Genomic DNA, 19,768 nt, shown 5'->3' with positions numbered 1-19,768 from the left:
GCGATGCGCAGAGGACTCGTACACGTACTGGCTTGGTCGCTCGCCACGGGCGCGGCGGTCACGCTGTCGTGGTGGGGCGTCCACACGGTGATGGCGGGCACGGCCTACGACCCGCCGCGCGCCCTGCCCATCACGGCGGCCGACGCGACCACGCAGGAGTCGAAGCCGCTGGCGTCGTCGACGAGGCGGCCCTCCCCGACGCCGACGCGCAGCCCGTCGCCGAAGCCGTCCGCGACCTCGGCGCCGGTGCCTTCGAAGACGCCGTCCCCCAAGCCGTCGCACAGCGCCTCCGGCCAGGTGAAGAGCTATGACACCGCCGGCGGCCGGGTGGTGTTCGACCTCGCTCCGGCCTCCGCGACGCTCGTCATGGCCGCCCCGAACACCGGCTGGTCGATGCAGACGTGGAAGACGGACACCTGGATCAGGGTGGAGTTCACCTCGGGCACGGACAAGGTGTCGGTGATCTGCGCCTGGCACGACGGACCGCCGCACGTGGACGTGGGCAACTACTAGCCGGCCCTAGCGGAAGACGGAGGGCGGCGGGGCGGGGGACGCGGTCGCCTCGGCGTCGGTGACCGGGAGCGCGCCGCCGGTGAAGTCCAGCAGGGCGCGGCCGTGTTCGACGCGGGCCGGGTGCGGGTCGGAGGCGGCGCGGCGGGTGAGTTCGGCGACCGGCAGCGGGGTGTCGCAGGCGACGAGGACGGCGTTGCCGAAGCGCTTGCCGCGCAGCACGGCCGGGTCGGCGATCAGCGCGAGTTCGGGGAAGCGGGCGGCGGCGGTGGCGATCTGGCCGCGCAGGTGGGCCAGCGGCGGGCCGTCGGCGAGGTTGGCGGCATACGTCCCGCCCGGCCTGAGGACGCGGCGTACGTCGTCCAGGAACTCCGTCGAGGTCAGGTGCGCGGGCGTGCGGGCGCCGCTGAAGACGTCGGCGACGACGAGGTCGGCCCAGCCGTCGAGGACCTTGGCGAGCCCTTCGCGGGCGTCCGCGGAACGCACCCGGATCCGGGCGTTCTGGTCCAGCGGCAGGCATCTGCGCACCAGTTGGACGAGGGCGGCGTCGCGCTCGACGACCTGCTGGGTGGAGCGGGGGCGGGTGGCGGCGACGTAGCGGGCGAGGGTCAGGGCGCCCCCGCCGAGGTGCACGGCGTGCACGGGTCTTCCGGCCGGGGCGGCGAGGTCGATGACGTGGCCGAGGCGACGCTGGTACTCGAAGGACAGGTGGGTGGGGTCGTCGAGATCGACGTGCGACTGCGGCGCCCCGTCGATCAGCAGCGTCCAGGCGCGCGCCCGGTCCCGGTCGGGTATGAGCTCGGCGAGTCCCCCGTCGACGGCCTCGACGACGGCTTCGGCACCGGCACCGCCGCGCCGCGGACTCCTGGACTTTCCCATTGCGCCATTATCGGCACCCCGGGGCCGCCCCGCCCGCCCGGACCGGTGTCAGCGGCAGTTGTCGGCGGCCTCGATCAGCCGGGCCGCCTCGCCGAGCGCCGCCCGCAGCACCGCCGGATCGGTCGCGAGGTCGACCTCGCCGGGCGGCAGCAGCCAGTCGGACCCCTCGGCGAGCGGCTCGGGGGCCAGGCTCATCCCCCGCCCGTCGGTCTCCGTGCACGTACTGCCCGGCACGTCCCAGGCGGCGGCCGTGCCCGGCGGGACCAGGAAGCCGAGGGTGTCGCAGCCGTCGTCGTGCAGGACGGGCCCGACGGCGTCGCCGGCCCCGCGGCGCAGGATGTCCACGGCCTCCAGCCCCTGGCGGGCCGGCACGGTGACGAGATCGCAGGGGCCCTCGGGCAGGGGCGGCGGGCTGTGGTCCGGGGTCGGGGCGTGCCCCGCCGTCGTCATCGGCGTCGTCTTCATCCCGGCCTCCACCACGGAACCCCTCCTTGAACGAAGCGGCTCGGGAGTCGGGCGGCTCCCGGTCCACCGGGTTCAACGCGGGCACGCGTCAACGGCTACGGCGGAAATGCGCCACAAAGGATGGCAGTTCATGGCAGATCCGGGATGAGATATCCGGTTTGTAGCCAAACCCTGCGTGGCGGGTCCGGCACAGCGGGTACGTTCTTGCCCGCCGGAAACGGGGTTCACGGATCAACCGACCTCAAACCCGGCATGGTTCGACGGTTCGCACGAGAGGACCCGGCCATGGCGTCGTCGAAGGCGACTTCGTCCCAGCCCATGCCCGCCCGGCCCAACGCCGCCTTCCGCCGGCTGCGCGGCCGGCGCTCACCGGCCGAGTTCGCCGCGGCGGTACGGCGGGCCGCGCGGGAGATCGGGGAGCGGGTCAGCTGCGACGCGCGCTACGTGGGCCGCGTGGAGGCGGGCGAGATCCGCTGCCCCAACTACGCCTACGAGCGGGTGTTCCTGCACATGTTCCCCGGCCGCACGCTCACCGACCTGGGCTTCGCGCCCCGGTCGTCCGTACGCGGGCGGCGGGCGCACACCGGCGAGGACGCGCCGCCCGCTGCGCCGACGGGCCGGTCGGGCGCGATCGGTGAGACTCCGGGGGCGCGGGCGCCGTATGACACACCGCACCACGAGACGTACGACGACTTCGAGGAGAGCGACGTGCTGCGTCGCGCATTCATGACCGGCGGCGCCACCGTGGCCGCTGCCTCGCTGGGCCCCATCGGGCTCGCCTTCGACGCCGCGGCGGCGGGGCGGCCCGTCCACCGCGCCGGAACCAGCCACGCGCACGCGCTGGAGGAGGCGGTCCGCAGGATCCGGCTGCTGGACGACCGGCACGGCGCGGACGGCCTCTACCGGCGCGCGTCGCTTCCGCTGCGCGCCGCCTACGCGCTGCTGGACGCCGGCGCGACCCGGCAGACGACCGCCGAGCGGCTGCACTCGGGCGCCGGTGAACTCGCCATCTCGGTGGGCTGGCTGGCGCACGACTCGGGGCGTTTCGACGACGCCCGCTCGCACTACGCGGAAGCCCTCGCGACCGCCCGGATGACCGGCGACGACGGGCTGGAGGCGCACGCCTTCTGCAACACCGCCTTCCTCGCGCGCGACGCGGGGCGGCCGCGCGAGGCGGTGCGGGCGGCGCAGGCCGCGCAGCGCGTGGGCCGCGGCCTGGGGTCCGACCGCCTGATGTCGCTGCTCGCGCTGCGCGAGGCGGGCGGCTGGGCGGGGCTCGCCGACCGCACCGGCTGCGAACAGGCGCTCGCCCGCGCGCAGGTCCTCTTCGAGCGGGGCCCCTCGGACGCCGACCCCGAGTGGATGAGCTTCTACGGGGAGGCCGAGCTGGAGGGTCTGGAGGCGCAGTGCTGGTCCACGCTGGGCGACTGGCCGCGCGCCGCCCGGCACGCGCGCCGCGCCGCGCACCTTCAGGACCCGCACTTCACCCGCAACATCGCCCTGTACACGGCGGAACTGGCGGACGACCTCGCGCGGGGCGGCCGGCCGGACGAGGCGGCGGACGCGGGGACGCGGGTGCTGGACCTGCTGGACCAGGTGCAGTCGTCCCGGGTCCAGACGATGCTCGCGGGGACGGCGAGGGTGCTGCTGCCGCACCGGCGGGCGGCGGGTGTCTCGGAGTTCCTGGAGCGCCACGCCTCGGTGCCGCGCACGGCATGAGGACACCGGCGCGCACCCGGTGCTCCGGGCGGGCTCTAGGCCTGGTGTCCCGAGTCGTTCCAGCTCTCGATCGCCGGCTCTCCGTAGGCCCAACCCAGGACCGACAGCGACGTCGGGTTGAGCCTGATGCGCGCGGCGAAGTCGATCGGCAGGCCGAGCCAGCGCGCCCCGATCGACCGCAGGATGTGCCCGTGCGCGAACACCAGCACGTCCCGTTCGGCCGAGCGCGCCCAGGCCACCACCTCGTCGGCCCGGGCGGTCACCTCGGACAGCGACTCCCCCTCGGGCACCCCGTCCCGCCAGATCAGCCAGCCGGGCCGCACCGCCTGGATCTCGTCCGGCGTCATGCCCTCGTAGGCCCCGTAGTCCCACTCCATCAGCGCGTCCCAGAGGGCCGCCCGCTCGCCGAACCCGGCGAGGTCGCACGTCTCACGCGCGCGTGCCAGCGGGCTGGTGCGCACCTCCACCCCGGGCAGGCCCTCGAATGGCGCCCGGTGCAGGCGCTCGCCGAGCAGCTTCGCGCCCCGGCGGCCCTCCTCCAGGAGCGGCACGTCGGTCCTGCCGGTGTGCTTTCCGGACAGTGACCACTCGGTCTGTCCGTGCCGGGCCAGCAGGATGCGCGGTGCCATGAGCGGGAAACCCTTCCGGAAGAAATCGCAGGCGGAACCGTTCCATCATCCCGCACCCCGGGCAGGGGCAACCCGGCGGTCGATCTCTGCGTCTTTGAGGGCCGGGGGCGCCCTGCGGGGCGGCGCGCGTACACCGTAAAGTGGCACGACCCGATCACCAGGTGCCGCGCGAAAATGAAGGGGGAGGCGATCGGATGCCGAAGACCGAGACGACACCGGGCATCGAGGCAGCAGCCCCGCGCACGCGCCTGCGCTGGTGGACCGAGCTGCCGCTGATCGTCCTGGTGTACGCCTGCTACTCGGCGGGCCGGCTCGTCGTGCGCGGCGACACGGCCGGGGCGGTCGACCACGGCCTGGCGATCCTGCGCGTCGAGAAGTTCCTGCACCTCAACGCCGAGCACCCGCTCAACCGGCTGTTCACGCGCGAGGCATGGCTCGGCGTCCCGGCCGACTTCTGGTACGCCTCCCTGCACTACGTGGTCACACCGGCGATCCTGATATGGCTGTTCCGGTATCGGGCCGCGCACTACCGGGCGGCCCGCACCTGGCTGATGACGTCCACCTTCATGGGCCTGATCGGCTTCACGCTGCTGCCGACCTGCCCGCCCCGCCTGCTGTCGGCCGGCCACGGCTTCGTGGACACGATGGCCCAGTACAGCTCGTACGGCTGGTGGGGAGGCGCGGCCAGCGCCCCGAAGGGGCTCGGGGGCATGACGAACCAGTACGCGGCCATGCCGAGCCTGCATGTGGGCTGGGCCCTGTGGTGCGGGGTCATGCTGTGGCGGTACGGCAGGACGCGTACGACCAAGGTGGCCGCCGTGGCCTATCCGCTGCTGACCACGATCGTGGTCATGGGCACCGCGAACCACTACTTCCTGGACGCGGTGGCGGGCGCGGCCGTGATGGGCGTCGGCCTCTTCCTGACGCCGTACGTGATGGGTGTCATGGACCGGCTGCGGGCGCTGCTCTCCTTCGGCTCGCAGCCCTCCGCCGCCTCAGGTTCCTCAATTGTCAGTGGCGGATGCCAGACTTCCGCGGGTGAGCGATTTCCACGGCAGCACGAGTCCCTCGCCGGGTCCGGACCGAGAGGCGAGCCGAGTGCCTCCCCCACGGACGCAGGGGAAGGCGCTGCGGCAGCGGCTCGCTGAGCTGCGCGGCCCGGGTGTCCCGGCCAAGGCGCTGGACGCACGCGCCCTGGCCGCCCTCGCGGCCAACCCGGGCTGCAGCCGGCGCGCGATCCTCGACGGCGCCGGGGTGAACAAGGCGGCGCTGGCGGGTGCGCTGGGCTCGCCGTCGGCCTTCGGGCAGTCGCAGTTCGCCCTCACCCGGGGCAACGCCTTCGAGGCGAAGGTCAAGGCGGACGGCGGCGCGGAACTGCTGCGGCTGGTGCACGAGAAGCTGGACCGGGGCGCCGAGCCGCCCGCCGGGGCGTCGGTGCCCGACCTGTCCGCGGCCGGTCCCGAGGGGCGGGCGGCGCGCACCGCCCTCGCCCTGCGTGAGGCGACCGCCGCGGCCGGCACCTGGACGCTGCTCGACCACCCGATGCTGGCCCTGGACGTGGCCGGCTCCCCCGCCTTCCTGGAACCGGACGCCGTGGTGGTCCACCCCGACGGCCGCTGGACGGTCGTGGAGATCAAGTCCTTCCCGATGCTGGACGGTTCGGCGGACCCGGCGAAGGTCGGCGCGGCGGCCCGGCAGGCGGCGGTGTACGTGCTGGCGCTGGAGGAGGTCGCCGCCCGGCTCGATCCCGCTCCGGTCGTCCGGCACCGCGTTCTCCTCGTGTGCCCCAAGGACTTCTCCAACCTCCCCACCGCCTCCGCCGTCGACGTCCGCAAGCAGCGTGCCGTCACCGGCCGCCAGCTGGCCCGCCTCACGCGCGTGCAGGACATCGCCGACGCGCTGCCCGAGGGCACCTGCTTCTCCCCCGAACTGCCCACCGCCGAGCTGACGTCCGCCGTGGAGTCGGTCCCGGCCACGTACGCCCCCGAGTGCCTGTCCGCGTGCGAACTGGCCTTCCACTGCCGCACCCGCTCCCGCGAGGCCGGCGCGGTGACCGCCCTGGGCCGCTCGGTCCGCGCCGAGCTGGGCGGCCTGACCACGGTCGAGGACGTCCTGGCGGCGGCCCGCGGCGAGACGGGCGACCCCGAGGACCCCGCGGTGGCGGCGCTGCGCCGGGCCGCCCGGCTGCGGGCCGAGGCCCTGGGGCAGGAGGCCGCCCCATGTCGCTGATCTCCACCCTCGCCCGCCTGGAGGCCGTCAGCACCGGCCGCGCCCAGGCCGCCGCCACCGTGCGGCACCGGCACCTCGCCGAGCGGCCCCTGGTCCTGGTCCCGCTCACCACCGCCGGTGAGGCCGGCGCCCCGCTCGGCGCCCTCGTCGGCACCGACCGGGACGCCCCGCGCCTGCTCGTCGTACCGCAGCCGCGCGACCGCGACCTGCGGTTCGCGTTCCTCGCCGAACTGGCCGACGTGGTCCTGCCGTACATCGACGCCTACGCCGGGCAGGTGGAGGCCGCCGAGCGCAACGAGACCGACCCGGAGACCGGCAAGCGGGTCAAGGTCGAGGTCGAACTGTGTGCGGACGCCCCGCAGTTGATCGTCCCCAGCCGCCCCGGCGTCGACTTCCTGCGGCTGCTGGGCCGGTCCATGCGCTTTCGGCGTACGGCGGAACAGGACCCGGAGACCCCGTATCCCGCGCCCCCGCGCGTGCCGCTGCTCGGCCGCTGGCTGACCCACTTCGGGGAGCGGGCGCGGGTGCCCGGCTCCTCCCTGCTGCTGGCCATGACCGACGTCCTGTCCCGGCACTGGGCGACCGGCCAGTCCACGCTGGAGGACCAGCACCTGGGCGCCCTGCTGGCCTGGATCGCCCCGCCGGAGGGTTCGACGGGCGCGGAGGCGGCGCTGGACGCCGAGCTGGCCCGGGACGCCAAGGGCCAGCTGCTGTGCCCGCCCGCGGGCCCGGCCACCGACCCGGCGTTCGACAACAAGCTGCTCGCCCCGGCCATCGAGCGCTACGACCGCGCGCGTACCGCTCTGGCCGCCGCCGAGGACGGCCTGGAGGCGGACGACCGGCTCGGTGAGCTGACGGCCGCCGAGCGCGGCATCCGCGACCTGGTGCTCAGCCGCACCCTGCCCACCTGGGAGAAGGTCTGGCAGGGCCTCGACCTGCTGCGTGAGCTGCCCGTCGGCGCGCACGTCGAGGAGCGGTGGACCCGCGACCGCTGGTCGTTCACCGCGCACCGCGACCGGATCGCCGCGGGCGAGCCGCCGCAGCCGCGCCGCGACGACGCGGTGACCGCCGCGAACAAGCTGGCCTCCCGTGAGCGCGAGCAGGCCCGGCTGGAGGCCCAGGAGGCCCTCGACGACCCGCTGGTGATGGCCGGGCGACGGCTGTCCGGCGAGGCGTTCACCGGCGAGGTCATCGAGGTCGTGATGGCGTACAGCGAGAGCAAGCGGCCGAGCCCCCGCCCGCTGGTGACCCTGCGCACGGACGACCGGCCGCATCTGGGCGAGCGCGTCAAGGTGTACCGCTCGCTCGGCGGCAAGCCGCAGACGGCGGAGTTCGTGGGGCTGGAGGACTCCCCCGGCGACGGTGCCCTGCTGGTGCTGCGCATCCTCGACAAGATGGGCCGCGGCAAGGAGCCGGAGGCCGGTTCCGTGCCGGAGAAGGGCGACCGGCTCTGCTTCACCCTCTTCGAGCACGAGCAGCGCGGCGGCCCGAAGCTGCCCGACCCGGAGCAGACGCCGTGGACGCACGGCGGTCCGCCCGGTGAGGCCGTCGCGGAGGCGGCCGACCCGACGACCGCGGAGGACGTCCTGTGACCACCGTCTTCGACCCCGGCGCCGCGGCCGCCGAGGCCACCGACGCGATCCTCCACGACACCCTGCACGGCACCGCCCGGGGCGTGGTGGTGGACTCGCCGCCCGGCGCCGGCAAGTCCACGCTGGTGGTGCGCGCGGCGCTCGAACTGGCCGACGCCGGACGCCCGTTGATGATCGTCGCCCAGACGAACGCGCAGGTCGACGACCTCGTGCAGCGGCTGGCGGAGAAGAGCCCCGAGCTGCCGGTGGGACGGCTGCACAGCAGTGACGCCGACGCGTACGACAAGGCGCTCGACGACCTGCCGAACGTCCGCAAGTCGGCGAAGGCGGGCGACCTGACCGGCCTGCCGGTGGTCATCTCCACGGCGGCGAAGTGGGCGCACGTGAAGACCGACGAGCCGTGGGGGCACGCCATCGTCGACGAGGCGTACCAGATGCGCTCGGACGCGCTGCTGGCCGTCGCCGGGCTGTTCGAGCGGGCGCTGTTCGTCGGCGACCCGGGGCAGCTGGACCCGTTCTCCATCGTGGGCGGCGAGCAGTGGGCGGGGCTGTCGTACGACCCCTCGGCCTCGGCGGTCACCACTCTCCTGGCGCACAACCCGGAACTGCCGCAGCACCGGCTGCCGGTCTCCTGGCGGCTGCCCGCGTCGGCCGCGCCGCTGGTCTCCGACGCCTTCTACCCGTACACGCCGTTCCGCAGCGGCACCGGCCACCAGGACCGGTCCCTGGCCTTCGCCGTCCCCTCGGACGGCTCCGGCCCCGACCGGGTGATCGACGAGGCGGCGCACTCGGGTTGGGGCCTGCTGGAGCTCCCGGCCCGGCACACCCCGCGCACCGATCCGGAGGCGGTGCGCGCGGTGGCCACCGTCGTACGGCGCCTGCTGGACCGGGGCGGCGCGGCCACGTCGGAGCGCTCGCCGGACGCGACGCCGCTCACGGCCGACCGGGTCGCCGTCGGCACGGCCCACCGGGACCAGGCGGCGGCGGTCCGGGCGGCGCTGGCGGAGCTCGGCGTCACGGACGTCACCGTCGACACGGCGAACCGTCTGCAGGGCCGCGAGTACGACGTCACGGTGGTCCTGCACCCCCTCTCCGGCCGCCCGGACGCCACGGCGTTCCATCTGGAGACGGGCCGGCTGTGCGTGCTGGCCTCCCGGCACCGGCACGCGTGCATCGTGGTCTGCCGGGCAGGAGTGAGCGAACTGCTGGACGCCTACCCCTCCACGGAACCGGTCCAGCTGGGAACGCTCGTGAAGTTCCCGGACGGCTGGGAGGCGAACCACGCGGTGCTGGCGCGGCTGCGGGAACACCGGGTCGGCTGGTCACCGTGACGGCCCCCCGGCATCGGGCGGGCCGGGAACATCGGGTGGTCCGGACGCCTTGATACCGCCGGAGCCACGGGCGACGGCCCTCTTGCATACCCGCGGGACAATGGACGGTGGCCCACGCACGGCCGGTGGGCCGTGACGGACGAGCGTGACCTACGAGGAGGAGAAGACATGGCGGAGCAGACGCCGCGTCGGAACGAACCGCGGCTGCGCCCCGCGCCCCTGCTCTTCGAGCCCGCGGAGGCCGCCGCGGATCCGGAGCACTTCTTCGACCTGGAGTCGATCGACGACCCGAAGGCGCTGCTGACCCGCGCGACCGAACTGACGCACGCGTTCCGCGCGGCGGCGGACCGGGCGGTGGAGTTCCAGGCGATGGCCGCCGCGCAGCTCGCCGATCCGCGGCGGTTCGACCGGCTGACCACGGCCGCCATCGCGGAGCGGGCCGAGTGGACCGAGGACTACGCCAAGAAGATGGTCGAGTTCGGGCGCGATCTGATGCGCGGCGCCGAGGGCCGCGGGTCGGCGGACCCGGTCTGATCTGAACACGGCGCACTTCGGTTTGGCATATGCCAGGCGGGCAAGATACCCGGGCCCGCATCGCCGTGTCCCGGTTTTCGGCAACCCTCGGAGACGGGACGTTCACAGCCGGTAGATGTAGTTGCCATGACCAGCAACCTCACCACCCCGGACGGAGCAGCGTGGCTCGCCTCGGCGGGAACGTATCCGCGGAGCACGCTCGCCCTCTGGGAGGAGCGCCCCGAGGCGCCGGTCGTGCTGCCCTGCGGCTCCGCCTTCGACGTCGTCAGCGCGCCCGCGGTCTTCGGGCGCCGCATGGTGGACCGGCTCTGGGAGGAGGGGCCGGGATCGGGTCCGGTGGCCACCTTCCGCGGCCGGCTGCTGCTGTTCGCCGCGCCCGGTACGGCGCAGCGGCTGCCCTCGCTGCTGCGGTGGGAGGAGTTCGGCCGTACGGGCGCGATCCCGCCCCTGCTGTGCCACGGCAAGGGCGACGCGGTGACCGTCCCGGCCCTGCTCGCCACCACCCCCGCGACCTCGGGTGATTCCCGCTGGCTGGTCGCGCCGGACACCCGCCGTCCCTGGCTGCCGGGCCCCGAGACCGTGCTGTGGGCGGCCGTCCGGGCGGCCCGCGCCGCGGTGCGGATATCGATTTCGTCCTCTCCGGATCAGGATGCTAAGGTCTACGACGTCAGCAGGCGCCGCTAGCTCAGTTGGTTAGAGCAGCTGACTCTTAATCAGCGGGTCCGGGGTTCGAGTCCCTGGCGGCGCACAGACAGAGAAGACCCTCCGTGACAACGGAGGGTCTTCTTCGTGTCCCCTAACCCGGCGTGATCTTCACCGTCCACGCCCCCGACGCCGTGCGGTCCTCCGCCTCCACCCGTACGCCCGTGCCCGGCACGGTGAAGTTCTCGCCGAGGGCGACCGGGGCGTCCGCGAGGGGCGGGTAGACGGAGTTCTCCCAGCAGGCCTCGGTGTGCGGGTGGGCGTCGATCACCTGGACGGGGCCCTCGCCGGAGGCGGTGTCGCCGTTGACGCGGTAGACGAGGATGCCGGAGCGGCAGGCACCGGCGTCGTTGCCGACCGGGCCGCGCGCCTCGAAGGCGAGCACGCTGTCGGGGCCGGTCCGCACCAGTGCCAGCTTGGTCCCGTCGCCGAGCCCGAAGGCGGGCGCCCCCGCCGCGCCGGTGACCGGCGTGCCCGGTCCGGCGCTCAGCGGCTCCAGGGTCAGCCGGGTGGTCCGCCGCACGCACACCACCTGCCGCGGCCGCAGCCAGCCCAGCTTCCACTTGTGCCAGCCGAGGAAATCCGGCGCCAGCGCGAACTGGCTGCCCATCAGGTCCCAGTCGCCCACATAGGTGTCCCAGTCGCCCTTGCCGTCGGCCGGGCGGTGGTAGAGGTCGGGAAGGTCGAAGACGTGGCCGGTCTCATGGGCGAGAACCAGCCGGTCCGGCGGGTGCTTCTCGAACACCGTGACGACCCGCCGGATGTCCCGGCCGTCGGCCCGCAGCGGGGTGTCGAGGTTGACGACCTTCGTCGCGTCCGAGTCCACGCCGGGCGCGTCCGGGTCGGCGACGAAGTAGACGATGTCGTAGCGGGAGAAGTCCACCCGGGGATCGGCGGCGGCGAGCGCGTCGCGCAGGTAGGCGGCCCGGTCCGCGGGCGACCAGTCGCGCTGTATGGCGTACGCCGTCGACGGCTTCGGCATCCGGATCCACCGCTTCATGGGATGCGGGCGCAGGGTGAACCGGCCGTAGGAGGCGCGCTCGTAGAAGCGGCTGGTTTCCGGGAAGTGGTCGGCGGTCAGCTCGGCGGGGGTGGTGCGTGGGACCGCGTCGGGGAAGGAGAGGAAGACCAGCACCGCGTCCAGCCGGCGGGTGGGGCGCGGATAGGCGGCGTTCCAGGTGTCCACCCCCTCCGAGTGGTGGGCCGCGGTGCGCTCCAGGGCGCACGGTCCGGCCGAGAAGGGTTCGGCCACCGAGGGCCCGGTGATCAGGGAGGTGGCGGCGAGCGCGGACAGCGTGGTGCACACCGCGGCGGTGCTGCGCAGTCGGGGACCCCTGAAGCGCGCGCGGGGAAACTGACGCAGCACGAAGCACCTCCGGGAGCGGTTGACGGGACACCGCACCCAGCCTGTGTGAATTTGTCGTACTACGCCCTGTTTGTCTGCCCCAGACGAGTGAGGGAGCCGACGCCCCCTCAGTTCCGACACCCCCGAATCGCTCACGGAACGTCACAACTGGTCCGAGGCCGAAGAACCCGTCCAGTTGCGGGCAGAAACGATCTGTCAGAAGTGGTGTCCGATCCGGGACACTGGACAGTGGGTGGAAGGCCCCCGGGTCTGCCTCTATGATCGGCACACTTTCCGGCACGGACAGGGATCGAGTGCACTGCGGGAGCTAGCGGTGAGCGGAACGTCCGAAGGGCCGGCGCCCACGGCAGACCTCGACCGGGGCGCCGTAACAGAGAGTGATCACATCTATCGGTCCGTCTTCACGGACGCCCCTCTCCCCATGGCGGTGGTCGACCGCGAGGGACTGGTCGTCAGTGCCAACGACGGCCTCGGCGCACTGCTCGGCAGCCCGCCCGCCACTCTGGTCGGCCGGATCGCGGCCGACCTGGTGGACCTGGCCTCCGACGCCCGGACCTGGCACGCCTACCGCGAGGTGCTGCGCGGCCGCGAGGCCCGGCTGCGCTGCACCCGGCGGCTCAAGCACCCCGACGGGCAGTCGGTCTGGGCCCAGGTCGCGGTGCACCCGCTGCCCGCACCGGCCGACGGCCTTCTGCTGTCCGTCACGGACATCAGCGCCCAGCGTGAACTCCAGGGCCGGTTGCGGCACTTGCAGATGCACGACCCGGTGACCCGGCTGCCCAACCGCACCCTGTTCTTCGAGCGGCTGACGGCCGCGCTGGAGGCGGGGGCGTACGAGGAGGGCGGGACCGGCCGGATCGGCCTGTGCTACCTGGACCTCGACGGCTTCAAGGCGATCAACGACACCCTCGGCCACCGCGTCGGCGACCGGCTGCTGGCCGCCGTGGCCGAGCGGCTCACGCGCTGCGCCGACGAGGCGGGGTACGCCAGAGCGAGCGCGCCGCTGGTGGCGAGACTGGGCGGCGACGAGTTCGCCCTGCTCGTCGAGGACTCGACGGGCACCGACCAACTGGCCGAGCTCGCCGAGTCGGTGCTCAAGGCCGTCCAGGCGCCCTTCGACCTCGCGGACCGCCGGCTGTCGGTCTCGGCGTCCATCGGCGTCGTCGAGCGGCACGCCGCCGGCACCACCCCGACCGCCCTGATGCAGGCCGCCGACACCACCCTGTACTGGGCCAAGGCCGACGGGAAGGCCCGCTGGACGCTCTTCGACCCCGAGCGCAACGCCCACCGCATGACCCGCCAGGCCCTCGCCTCCACCCTCCGGCCCGCCATCGAGCGCGGCGAGTTCGTGCTGGAGTACCAGCCGCTGGTGGGGATGGAGGACGGCCGGCTGCGCGGTGTGGAGGCCCTGGTCCGCTGGAACCACCCGCAGTTCGGTGTCCTGACGCCGAATCGGTTCATCGGACTGGCCGAGGAGGACGGCTCGATCGTGCCGCTGGGCCGCTGGGCCCTGCGCACCGCCTGCCGTCAGGCGCGCCGCTGGCAGCTGGACCACCCGGACCGGCCGCCGCTGTTCGTCAGCGTCAACGTGGCCGTGCGCCAGGTGTGGGACTCCGACCTGGTGGCGGACGTGGCGCAGACCCTGGCCGAGACCGGCCTGGCCCCCGACCTGCTCCAGCTGGAGCTGACGGAGTCGGCCGTGATGGGCTCGGCCGGCCGCCCGCTGCAGGCGCTGCAGGCCCTCAGCGACATGGGCGTCCACATCGCCATCGACGACTTCGGCACCGGCTACTCCAACCTGGCCTATCTCAGCCGGCTGCCGGTGTCGGTCCTGAAGCTGGACGGGTCCTTCGTACGGGGCTTCCAGTACGAGAGCGACAAGGACGGGGCCGTGCCGCCCAACCCGGCCGACGAGGTGGTCGTGGAGGCGATGATCCAGCTCGCCCACCGGCTGGGCCTGACGGTCACCGCGGAGTGCGTGGAGACCTCGGCGCAGGCCACCCGGCTGCGCCGCATCGGCTGCGACACCGGCCAGGGCTGGCTGTACTCACGGCCCGTCTCCCCTGGCCGGATCGCGGAGTTGATGGGCGATCAGGCCTACGCGGTGGGCAACCCGTAGACGTCCGCGATCAGTTCGTAGGAGCGCAGGCGCAGCTTGCCGGTGTGGGCGTGCGAGGTGAGCATCAACTCGTCGGCGCCGGTGCGCTTCTGCAGCGCGTCCAGACCGGAGCGCACCTCCTCCGCCGAGCCGTGCACGATGTTGGCGGTCCAGGACTGCACGAACTCCTCCTCGTACGGGCTGAATTCGTGCTTCTCGGCCTCCTCGGGGTCGGGGAAGAGGCCGGGGCGGCCGGTGCGCAGACGGATCATGTTGAGCGCCATGGCGCGGGTCTGGCGCCGTGCCTCGTGCTCGTCGTCGGTGGCGAGGGCGGAGACGCCGATGAGGGCGTAGGGCTCGTCGAGGACCTCGGAGGGGCGGAAGGACTCGCGGTACAGCTCCAGCGCCGGGACGGTGTTCTGCGCCGAGAAGTGGTGCGCGAAGGCGAAGGGCAGGCCGAGGGCGGCCGCGAGCCGGGCGCTGAAGCCGGAGGAGCCGAGCAGCCAGACCGGGGGCCGGTGCGGGGACTGGATTCCGCCGGGCGTGCTCCCCTGGATCGGGCCGGGGATCGCGTGGATGCGGCGGTAGGGGTGGCCGTCGGGGAAGTCGTCGTCCAGGAAGCGGGTGAGTTCCAGCAGCTGCTGGGGGAAGTCGTCGGCGCCCTCGTTGAGGGTGTCGGTGCGGCGCAGGGCGGCGGCGGTGGCGCCGTCGGTGCCGGGGGCACGGCCGAGGCCGAGGTCGACGCGGCCGGGGGCCATGGCCTCCAGCGTGCCGAACTGCTCGGCGATGACGAGGGGCGCGTGGTTGGGCAGCATGACGCCGCCGGAGCCGAGGCGGATGCGCTCGGTGTGGGCGGCGAGGTGGGCGAGGATCACGGCCGGGGAGGAGGAGGCGACGCCCGGCATGGAGTGGTGCTCGGCGACCCAGTAGCGGTGGAAGCCGCGGGACTCCGTGAAGCGGGCCAGGTCGACGCTGGTGCGCAGGGCGTCGGTGGCGGTACTGCCGGCCCCCACGGTCACCAGGTCCAGCACGGAGAGGGGGACGGGGGCGGTGCCCTGCACCACGCCTCGGATCTCGTCTGCCACCACGGGGGATGCCTCCTGTTCGGTACGACGCGGGGTGCGCGCCGGGGTAACAGGAGGCACTCTCCGTTTATTCCCGGGGTTGTGCGTGGGGGGCCGCTCAGGCCTGCACGAGCGGCTCCCTCGTGAACAGCGCGCCCAGCCGCGGCGCGTTCACCCGCCGGTCGGCCAGCCGCAGCCCCTCCCAGACCGTGACCTGGTTGGCCGTGAGGACCGGCTTGCCCAGCTCCTTCTCCAGGGCCTGGACGTGGGCCGCGGTGTGCAGGGCCGTATCCGGCAGCAGAAGGGCGTCGGCGTCCGGGCGGTCGGCGTCCCGGGCCAGCGTCAGGACCTCGGCCTCGCCCCAGGTGCCGACCTCGGCGGCGGTGACGATCCCGGCGCCGTGGACGTGCGCCACCTCGAAGCCGCCCGCCCGCAGGAAGTCCGCGAAGAGGCCGGCCACGTCCTCGGGGTAGGTCGCGGCGACCGCCACCCGGTGGGCCTTGATCTCGCGCAGCGCGTTGACGAAGGCGAACGACGTCGAGGAGGCCGGCATCCCGGCCGCGACGGCGAGGCCGCGCACCTGCTCGTGGGCGCCCTCCCAGCCGTAGACGAAGCTGCCGCTGGTGCAGGCCCAGACCACGGACTCGGCGCCCGCCATGCGCAGTTCCTCGACGCCCGCCGCGAGCCGCTCGGCCGAGCCCATCCGCCGCAGCGCGTCCACGCGGTGCGCGTCCTCGCCGATCTCGGTGTGGATGACGTCGAGGCGGATGTCGCTGCCGAGCAGCTGCTCGATGCGCGGGTAGTCGTCCTCGGCGGAGTGGCCGGGGTAGAGGAATCCGAGTGCGGTCATGCCATGCCTTCCTGCTGCTGTTCACCGTCCGGAAGTTCCGGCAGTACGGGGCCCGAGCGCGCCGCCGGATCGATCAGCGCCTGATACGGCCCCATGGCCCGAGTACCCATTCGGGCGAGCGCCGCCCACATCGTCACCTGGTTGGCCGAGATCACCGGCATGCGCAGTTCGGCCTCCAGCTGCGGGATGACGTCGTAGGTCGGCAGGTTGGTGCAGCTGATGAACAGCGCGTCCGCGCCGCGCCGCCCGCCGCCGCGCACGGCCTTGCGGGCCATGGCCGCCACCTCGCGGTACGGCACCTTCCAGATGTGCCTGGTCAGGCCCATGAACGCGCACCCGGCGACGGTGACGCCCGCCTCGGCCACGTACTCCCGCAGCGCGCGGGTGACCGACACGGTGTACGGGGTCACCAGCGCCACCCGGTGCGCTCCGAGCGCCGCCAGCGCCTCCAGGAGCGCGCCCGAGGTGGTGACCGAGGGCACCGCGCCGGCGCGGGTCATCGCCGCGCACATCCCCCGCTCGCCGGCGATCCCGCCGACGAAGCTGCCCGAGGTGCAGGCGTAGGCGACGACCTCGGGCGAGATCGCGGTCAGGGTGCGCACCGCGTCGTCCAGGGTCTCGTGCTCGCTGACCAGCCGGGCCAGGTCGAGGCTCACCTCGACCGGCACGTACGGCGTCCGCGTCAGGTGCAGCGACACGTCGTCGGGGACCCAGCGCCACAGCTCGCGGTCCAGCGCGAAGTCGAAGGGTGCCACGACTCCGACACCGCGTTGCGGCCGCGGTCCGCCGAGGAAGGAGACATCCATGCCGGGCACCGCCCTCACTGTGGGAAAGGGGTGGGCAACGGACCGTGCGCACGCCCGTGTTGACGAAGGTAGGTTCGGGTGCGAGCGTGGTCAAACCTCGCATGTCAGACGGCCGCCACCCACCGGAATCGAGCCCTCCTGCATGACTGTCCCCACCCTTCTGGTCCTGGACGCCGATCCCCTCCCCCGCCTCGGCAGGCTCACCGGCCGGGTCCGCGTCGAGCACGCCGACGACTCCACGCTCGCCGAGCGGCTGCCGCACGCGGACGTGCTGCTGGTCTGGGACTTCACCTCCACGGCGGTGCGGGACGCCTGGCCCGGCGAGGGCCCGCGGCCGCGCTGGGTGCACACGGCGAGCGCGGGCGTGGACCATCTGATGTGTCCGGAACTCGCCGCGTCCGACACGGTGGTGACCAACGCCCGCGGTGTCTTCGACCAGCCGATCGCGGAGTACGTCGCCGCCCTCGTGCTGTCCATGGCGAAGGAGTTGCCGCGGACGTGGGAGCTCCAGCGGGAGCGGACGTGGCGGCACCGGGAGACCCAGCGGGTGGCGGGCACGCGCGCGGTGGTGGTCGGCTCGGGGCCCATCGGCCGGACGATCGCCCGGCTGCTGAAGGCGCTCGACGTGACGACGGCGATCGTCGGGCGCACCCCGCACACCGGCATCCACGGCCCCGAGGACCTCGACCGGCTGATCGCCCGCGCCGACTGGGTGATCGCGGCGGCGCCGCTCACCGAGCAGACGTACGGCATGTTCGACGCGCGCCGGTTCGACGTCATGCAGCCCTCGGCCCGGTTCATCAACATCGGCCGGGGCGCTCTGGTGGTCGAGGACGCGCTGGCGGAGGCGCTGGCCAAGCGGTGGATCGCGGGCGCCGCGCTGGACGTCTTCGAGCACGAACCCCTCGCGCCCGACAGCCCGTTGTGGGAGGTCCCGGGCCTGATCGTGTCCCCGCACATGAGCGGTGACACCGTCGGCTGGCGCGATCAGCTCGGTGCGCAGTTCGTGGAGTTGTGGGAGCGCTGGGAGGCGGGCAGACCCCTGCTGAACGTGGTCGACAAGGAACGCGGGTACGTACCGGGACGCTGAACCGCCGAGCCATGGAGGGCAGATGACGGATTCCGACCTCACGGATCTGACCGCCGCACGACTCGTGGAGGGCTATCGCAAGGGCGAGTTCAGTCCGGAGGAGGCCACCCGGGCCGTGCTGGAGCGGGCCGAGCGGATCCAGCCGGAGGTGAACGCGTTCGTCCGGCTGCTGCCCGAGCAGGCGCTGGCGCAGGCCCGGGAGTCGACGGACCGCTGGCGGCGCGGTGAGCCGAGGGGTCTGGTCGACGGGGTCCCGACGACCGTGAAGGACATCATCCTGCTGCGCGGCGCCCCCACCCTGAAGGGCTCGAAAACCGTCTCGGAGCAGGGGGGTTGGGCCGAGGACGCGCCGTCCGTCGCCCGGCTGCGCGAGCACGGCGCGGTGTTCGTGGGCAAGACGACGACCCCGGAGTTCGGCTGGAAGGGCGTCACCGACTCGCCCCTGTCCGGGGTGACCCGCAACCCGCACGACCCGGCCCGTACCGCCGGCGGCTCCAGCGGCGGCGCGGCGGCCGCGGTGGCCCTCGGCGCGGGCCCGCTGGCCCTCGGCACCGACGGCGGCGGCAGTGTCCGTATCCCGGCGGCCTTCTGCGGGATCTTCGCGCTGAAGCCGACCTACGGCCGCGTCCCGCTCTACCCCGCGAGCGCCTTCGGCACGCTGGCGCACGTGGGCCCGATGACCCGGGACGCGGCGGACGCGGCGCTGCTGCTCGACGTGATCGGGACGCCTGACTCGCGCGACTGGTCGGCGCTCGGGCCGGCCCCGGCCTCGTTCTCGGCGGGGCTGGCGGGCGGGGTGCGGGGGCTGCGCGTGGCGTACTCGCCGACGCTCGGCGGGCAGGTGGCCGTGCGGCCGGCGGTGGCCGCCGCGGTGCGGCGCGGGGTGGAGCGGCTGGCGGAACTCGGCGCGTACGTCACCGAGGCCGACCCCGACTTCGCCGACCCGGTGGACGCCTTCCACACGCTGTGGTTCTCGGGGGCGGCCCGGGTGACCTCGCAACTCGGCGCGCGGCAGCGGGAGTCGCTGGACCCGGGTCTGAAGGAGGTCCGCGCGGCGGGGGCCCGGTACTCCGCGCTGGACTACCTGGCCGCGGTGGACGTCCGCATGGAACTGGGCCGCCGCATGGGCCGCTTCCACGAGTCCTACGACCTCCTCGTCACGCCCACCCTGCCGATCACGGCGTTCGAGGCGGGCGCGGAGGTGCCGAAGGGCTCGGGGCACCGGCGCTGGACGGGGTGGACGCCGTTCACGTACCCGTTCAACATGACGCAGCAGCCGGCGGCGACGCTGCCCGTCGGCACGGACGCGGACGGCCTGCCCATCGGCCTGCAGCTGGTGGCCGCCCGGCACCGGGACGATGTGGTGCTGCGGGCGGCGCACGCGCTGCAGGAGACCGGGATCAGCGGCGGCGGAAGCTGAGCGTCTCCCCCGCCGCTCCCGAGCGCCACAGGTCGTTGCAGGCCTCGGCCATCGTCTCCAGGCCCTCGACGACCTGGCCCCAGACGATGCCGGGCACCCAGCCGACGTCGGCGTTGAGCAGCAGGTTGTTGCGCTCGTAGAACAGGGCCAGGTCGACCACCGTGGTGCCCGGGCGGACCTCGCGGTCGTAGCCGTAGGCCTTGGTGCCCAGTTCCGTGCCCGCGAAGGAGAAGTAGCACAGGTCGCCGGGGATGGGGGTGACCGTCGGGTTCTCCAGGGGCGGCTCCCGGTCGGCGAACGGCGGGAAGAGGGCGTAGATCTCGTTGCGCGCGTACTTGGCGTGGTAGACGTCGCCGCCCAGGGGAAGGGCGTCCCACACCGCGGCGCAGGTGCGGGGCGCGCGTTCGTCGAGGAGTCGCGCCGTGCAGCTGACCCCCCGCTTGTCCAGGGAGACTTCGATGTGACGGTCGGCCATGTGCCCTCC

At 73.8% G+C, this 19,768-nt stretch carries 19 protein-coding genes and 1 tRNA gene; 12 read left to right on the top strand and 8 right to left on the bottom strand.

Going from position 1 to position 19,768, the window contains the following annotated elements; translation table 11 throughout:
- Positions 1–3: 3 nt before the first annotated feature.
- A complete protein-coding gene (locus M8J74_RS15635; protein WP_249836973.1) occupies positions 4–513 on the top strand; it encodes a hypothetical protein in 510 nt (169 codons plus the stop codon).
- 6 nt (positions 514–519) lie between these two features.
- On the opposite strand, the gene M8J74_RS15630 is transcribed toward M8J74_RS15635, so the two are convergent.
- Both M8J74_RS15630 and M8J74_RS15625 read right to left on the bottom strand, forming a co-directional pair.
- A complete protein-coding gene (locus M8J74_RS15630) occupies positions 520–1,389 on the bottom strand; it encodes a spermidine synthase (RefSeq protein WP_058925126.1) in 870 nt (289 codons plus the stop codon).
- A gap of 48 nt (positions 1,390–1,437) precedes the next feature.
- On the bottom strand, positions 1,438–1,869 hold the full coding sequence (locus tag M8J74_RS15625; protein ID WP_249836972.1) for a hypothetical protein: 432 nt from the start codon (positions 1,867–1,869) through the stop codon (positions 1,438–1,440).
- Between the two features lie 270 nt (positions 1,870–2,139).
- Between M8J74_RS15625 and M8J74_RS15620 the strand changes: the two genes are divergently transcribed.
- Positions 2,140–3,573, top strand: coding sequence for an NsdA family TPR-like regulatory protein (locus tag M8J74_RS15620; protein WP_249836971.1), 1,434 nt, complete (start codon positions 2,140–2,142; stop codon positions 3,571–3,573).
- A 35-nt stretch (positions 3,574–3,608) separates the two neighbouring features.
- On the opposite strand, the gene M8J74_RS15615 is transcribed toward M8J74_RS15620, so the two are convergent.
- The gene (locus M8J74_RS15615; protein ID WP_249836970.1) at positions 3,609–4,202 is read right to left on the bottom strand and encodes a histidine phosphatase family protein; all 594 of its coding nucleotides are present in this window, start codon (positions 4,200–4,202) and stop codon (positions 3,609–3,611) included.
- 194 nt (positions 4,203–4,396) lie between these two features.
- Here M8J74_RS15615 and M8J74_RS15610 point away from each other — a divergent pair, with 194 nt between their 5' ends.
- From M8J74_RS15610 to M8J74_RS15580, 7 genes are all read left to right on the top strand, one after another.
- Entirely contained in the window at positions 4,397–5,350 is a 954-nt protein-coding gene (locus M8J74_RS15610) for a phosphatase PAP2 family protein (protein ID WP_249836969.1), read from the top strand.
- Entirely contained in the window at positions 5,301–6,431 is a 1,131-nt protein-coding gene (locus tag M8J74_RS15605) for a PD-(D/E)XK nuclease family protein (RefSeq protein ID WP_249836968.1), read from the top strand. The genes M8J74_RS15610 and M8J74_RS15605 overlap by 50 nt, the downstream gene beginning before the upstream one ends.
- Complete coding sequence (locus tag M8J74_RS15600) at positions 6,422–8,023, top strand: hypothetical protein (protein WP_249836967.1); 1,602 nt, start codon at positions 6,422–6,424, stop codon at positions 8,021–8,023. Before M8J74_RS15605 ends, M8J74_RS15600 begins: the two co-directional genes overlap by 10 nt.
- A complete protein-coding gene (locus M8J74_RS15595) occupies positions 8,020–9,354 on the top strand; it encodes an AAA domain-containing protein (RefSeq protein WP_249836966.1) in 1,335 nt (444 codons plus the stop codon). The genes M8J74_RS15600 and M8J74_RS15595 overlap by 4 nt, the downstream gene beginning before the upstream one ends.
- Before the next feature lie 168 nt (positions 9,355–9,522).
- The gene (locus M8J74_RS15590; RefSeq protein WP_249836965.1) at positions 9,523–9,888 is read left to right on the top strand and encodes a DUF8844 domain-containing protein; all 366 of its coding nucleotides are present in this window, start codon (positions 9,523–9,525) and stop codon (positions 9,886–9,888) included.
- 126 nt (positions 9,889–10,014) lie between these two features.
- On the top strand, positions 10,015–10,572 hold the full coding sequence (locus M8J74_RS15585; protein WP_249836964.1) for a bifunctional DNA primase/polymerase: 558 nt from the start codon (positions 10,015–10,017) through the stop codon (positions 10,570–10,572).
- A tRNA-Lys gene (locus tag M8J74_RS15580) sits at positions 10,563–10,636 on the top strand. The genes M8J74_RS15585 and M8J74_RS15580 overlap by 10 nt, the downstream gene beginning before the upstream one ends.
- Positions 10,637–10,684: 48 nt before the next feature.
- On the opposite strand, the gene M8J74_RS15575 is transcribed toward M8J74_RS15580, so the two are convergent.
- Positions 10,685–11,956, bottom strand: a complete 1,272-nt coding sequence (locus M8J74_RS15575; RefSeq protein WP_249836963.1) for a M6 family metalloprotease domain-containing protein — start codon at positions 11,954–11,956, stop codon at positions 10,685–10,687.
- Positions 11,957–12,269: 313 nt separating this feature from the next.
- On the opposite strand from M8J74_RS15575, the gene M8J74_RS15570 reads away from it, so the two are divergent.
- Positions 12,270–14,075 carry a putative bifunctional diguanylate cyclase/phosphodiesterase gene (locus M8J74_RS15570; protein WP_249836962.1) on the top strand — a complete coding sequence of 602 codons (1,806 nt, stop codon included), beginning with the start codon at positions 12,270–12,272 and terminating at the stop codon, positions 14,073–14,075.
- Here M8J74_RS15570 and M8J74_RS15565 read toward each other — a convergent pair.
- The 3 genes from M8J74_RS15565 to M8J74_RS15555 all read right to left on the bottom strand — a co-directional run bounded on the left by M8J74_RS15565 (position 14,054) and on the right by M8J74_RS15555 (position 16,774).
- Positions 14,054–15,142, bottom strand: coding sequence for an LLM class flavin-dependent oxidoreductase (locus M8J74_RS15565; protein WP_249836961.1), 1,089 nt, complete (start codon positions 15,140–15,142; stop codon positions 14,054–14,056). The genes M8J74_RS15570 and M8J74_RS15565 overlap by 22 nt on opposite strands.
- A gap of 94 nt (positions 15,143–15,236) precedes the next feature.
- Positions 15,237–15,968 (bottom strand): maleate cis-trans isomerase family protein, encoded by a 732-nt coding sequence (locus tag M8J74_RS15560; RefSeq protein ID WP_249836960.1) that lies wholly within the window; start codon positions 15,966–15,968, stop codon positions 15,237–15,239.
- Positions 15,965–16,774 carry a maleate cis-trans isomerase family protein gene (locus M8J74_RS15555; RefSeq protein WP_249837000.1) on the bottom strand — a complete coding sequence of 270 codons (810 nt, stop codon included), beginning with the start codon at positions 16,772–16,774 and terminating at the stop codon, positions 15,965–15,967. The genes M8J74_RS15560 and M8J74_RS15555 overlap by 4 nt, the downstream gene beginning before the upstream one ends.
- Positions 16,775–16,916: 142 nt before the next feature.
- Between M8J74_RS15555 and M8J74_RS15550 the strand changes: the two genes are divergently transcribed.
- Both M8J74_RS15550 and M8J74_RS15545 read left to right on the top strand, forming a co-directional pair.
- Positions 16,917–17,864, top strand: a complete 948-nt coding sequence (locus M8J74_RS15550) for a D-2-hydroxyacid dehydrogenase (RefSeq protein WP_249836959.1) — start codon at positions 16,917–16,919, stop codon at positions 17,862–17,864.
- 22 nt (positions 17,865–17,886) lie between these two features.
- On the top strand, positions 17,887–19,284 hold the full coding sequence (locus M8J74_RS15545) for an amidase (protein ID WP_249836958.1): 1,398 nt from the start codon (positions 17,887–17,889) through the stop codon (positions 19,282–19,284).
- On the opposite strand, the gene M8J74_RS15540 is transcribed toward M8J74_RS15545, so the two are convergent.
- Positions 19,265–19,759: a DUF3830 family protein gene (locus M8J74_RS15540; protein ID WP_249836957.1), complete on the bottom strand. Its 495-nt coding sequence runs from the start codon at positions 19,757–19,759 to the stop codon at positions 19,265–19,267. The genes M8J74_RS15545 and M8J74_RS15540 overlap by 20 nt on opposite strands.
- Positions 19,760–19,768 lie beyond the last annotated feature (9 nt).

Origin of the sequence: Streptomyces panaciradicis (genome assembly GCF_023516615.1) — a bacterium.
GTDB lineage: Bacteria > Actinomycetota > Actinomycetes > Streptomycetales > Streptomycetaceae > Streptomyces > Streptomyces panaciradicis.
This window is presented reverse-complemented; position numbering and strand designations above follow the sequence as displayed.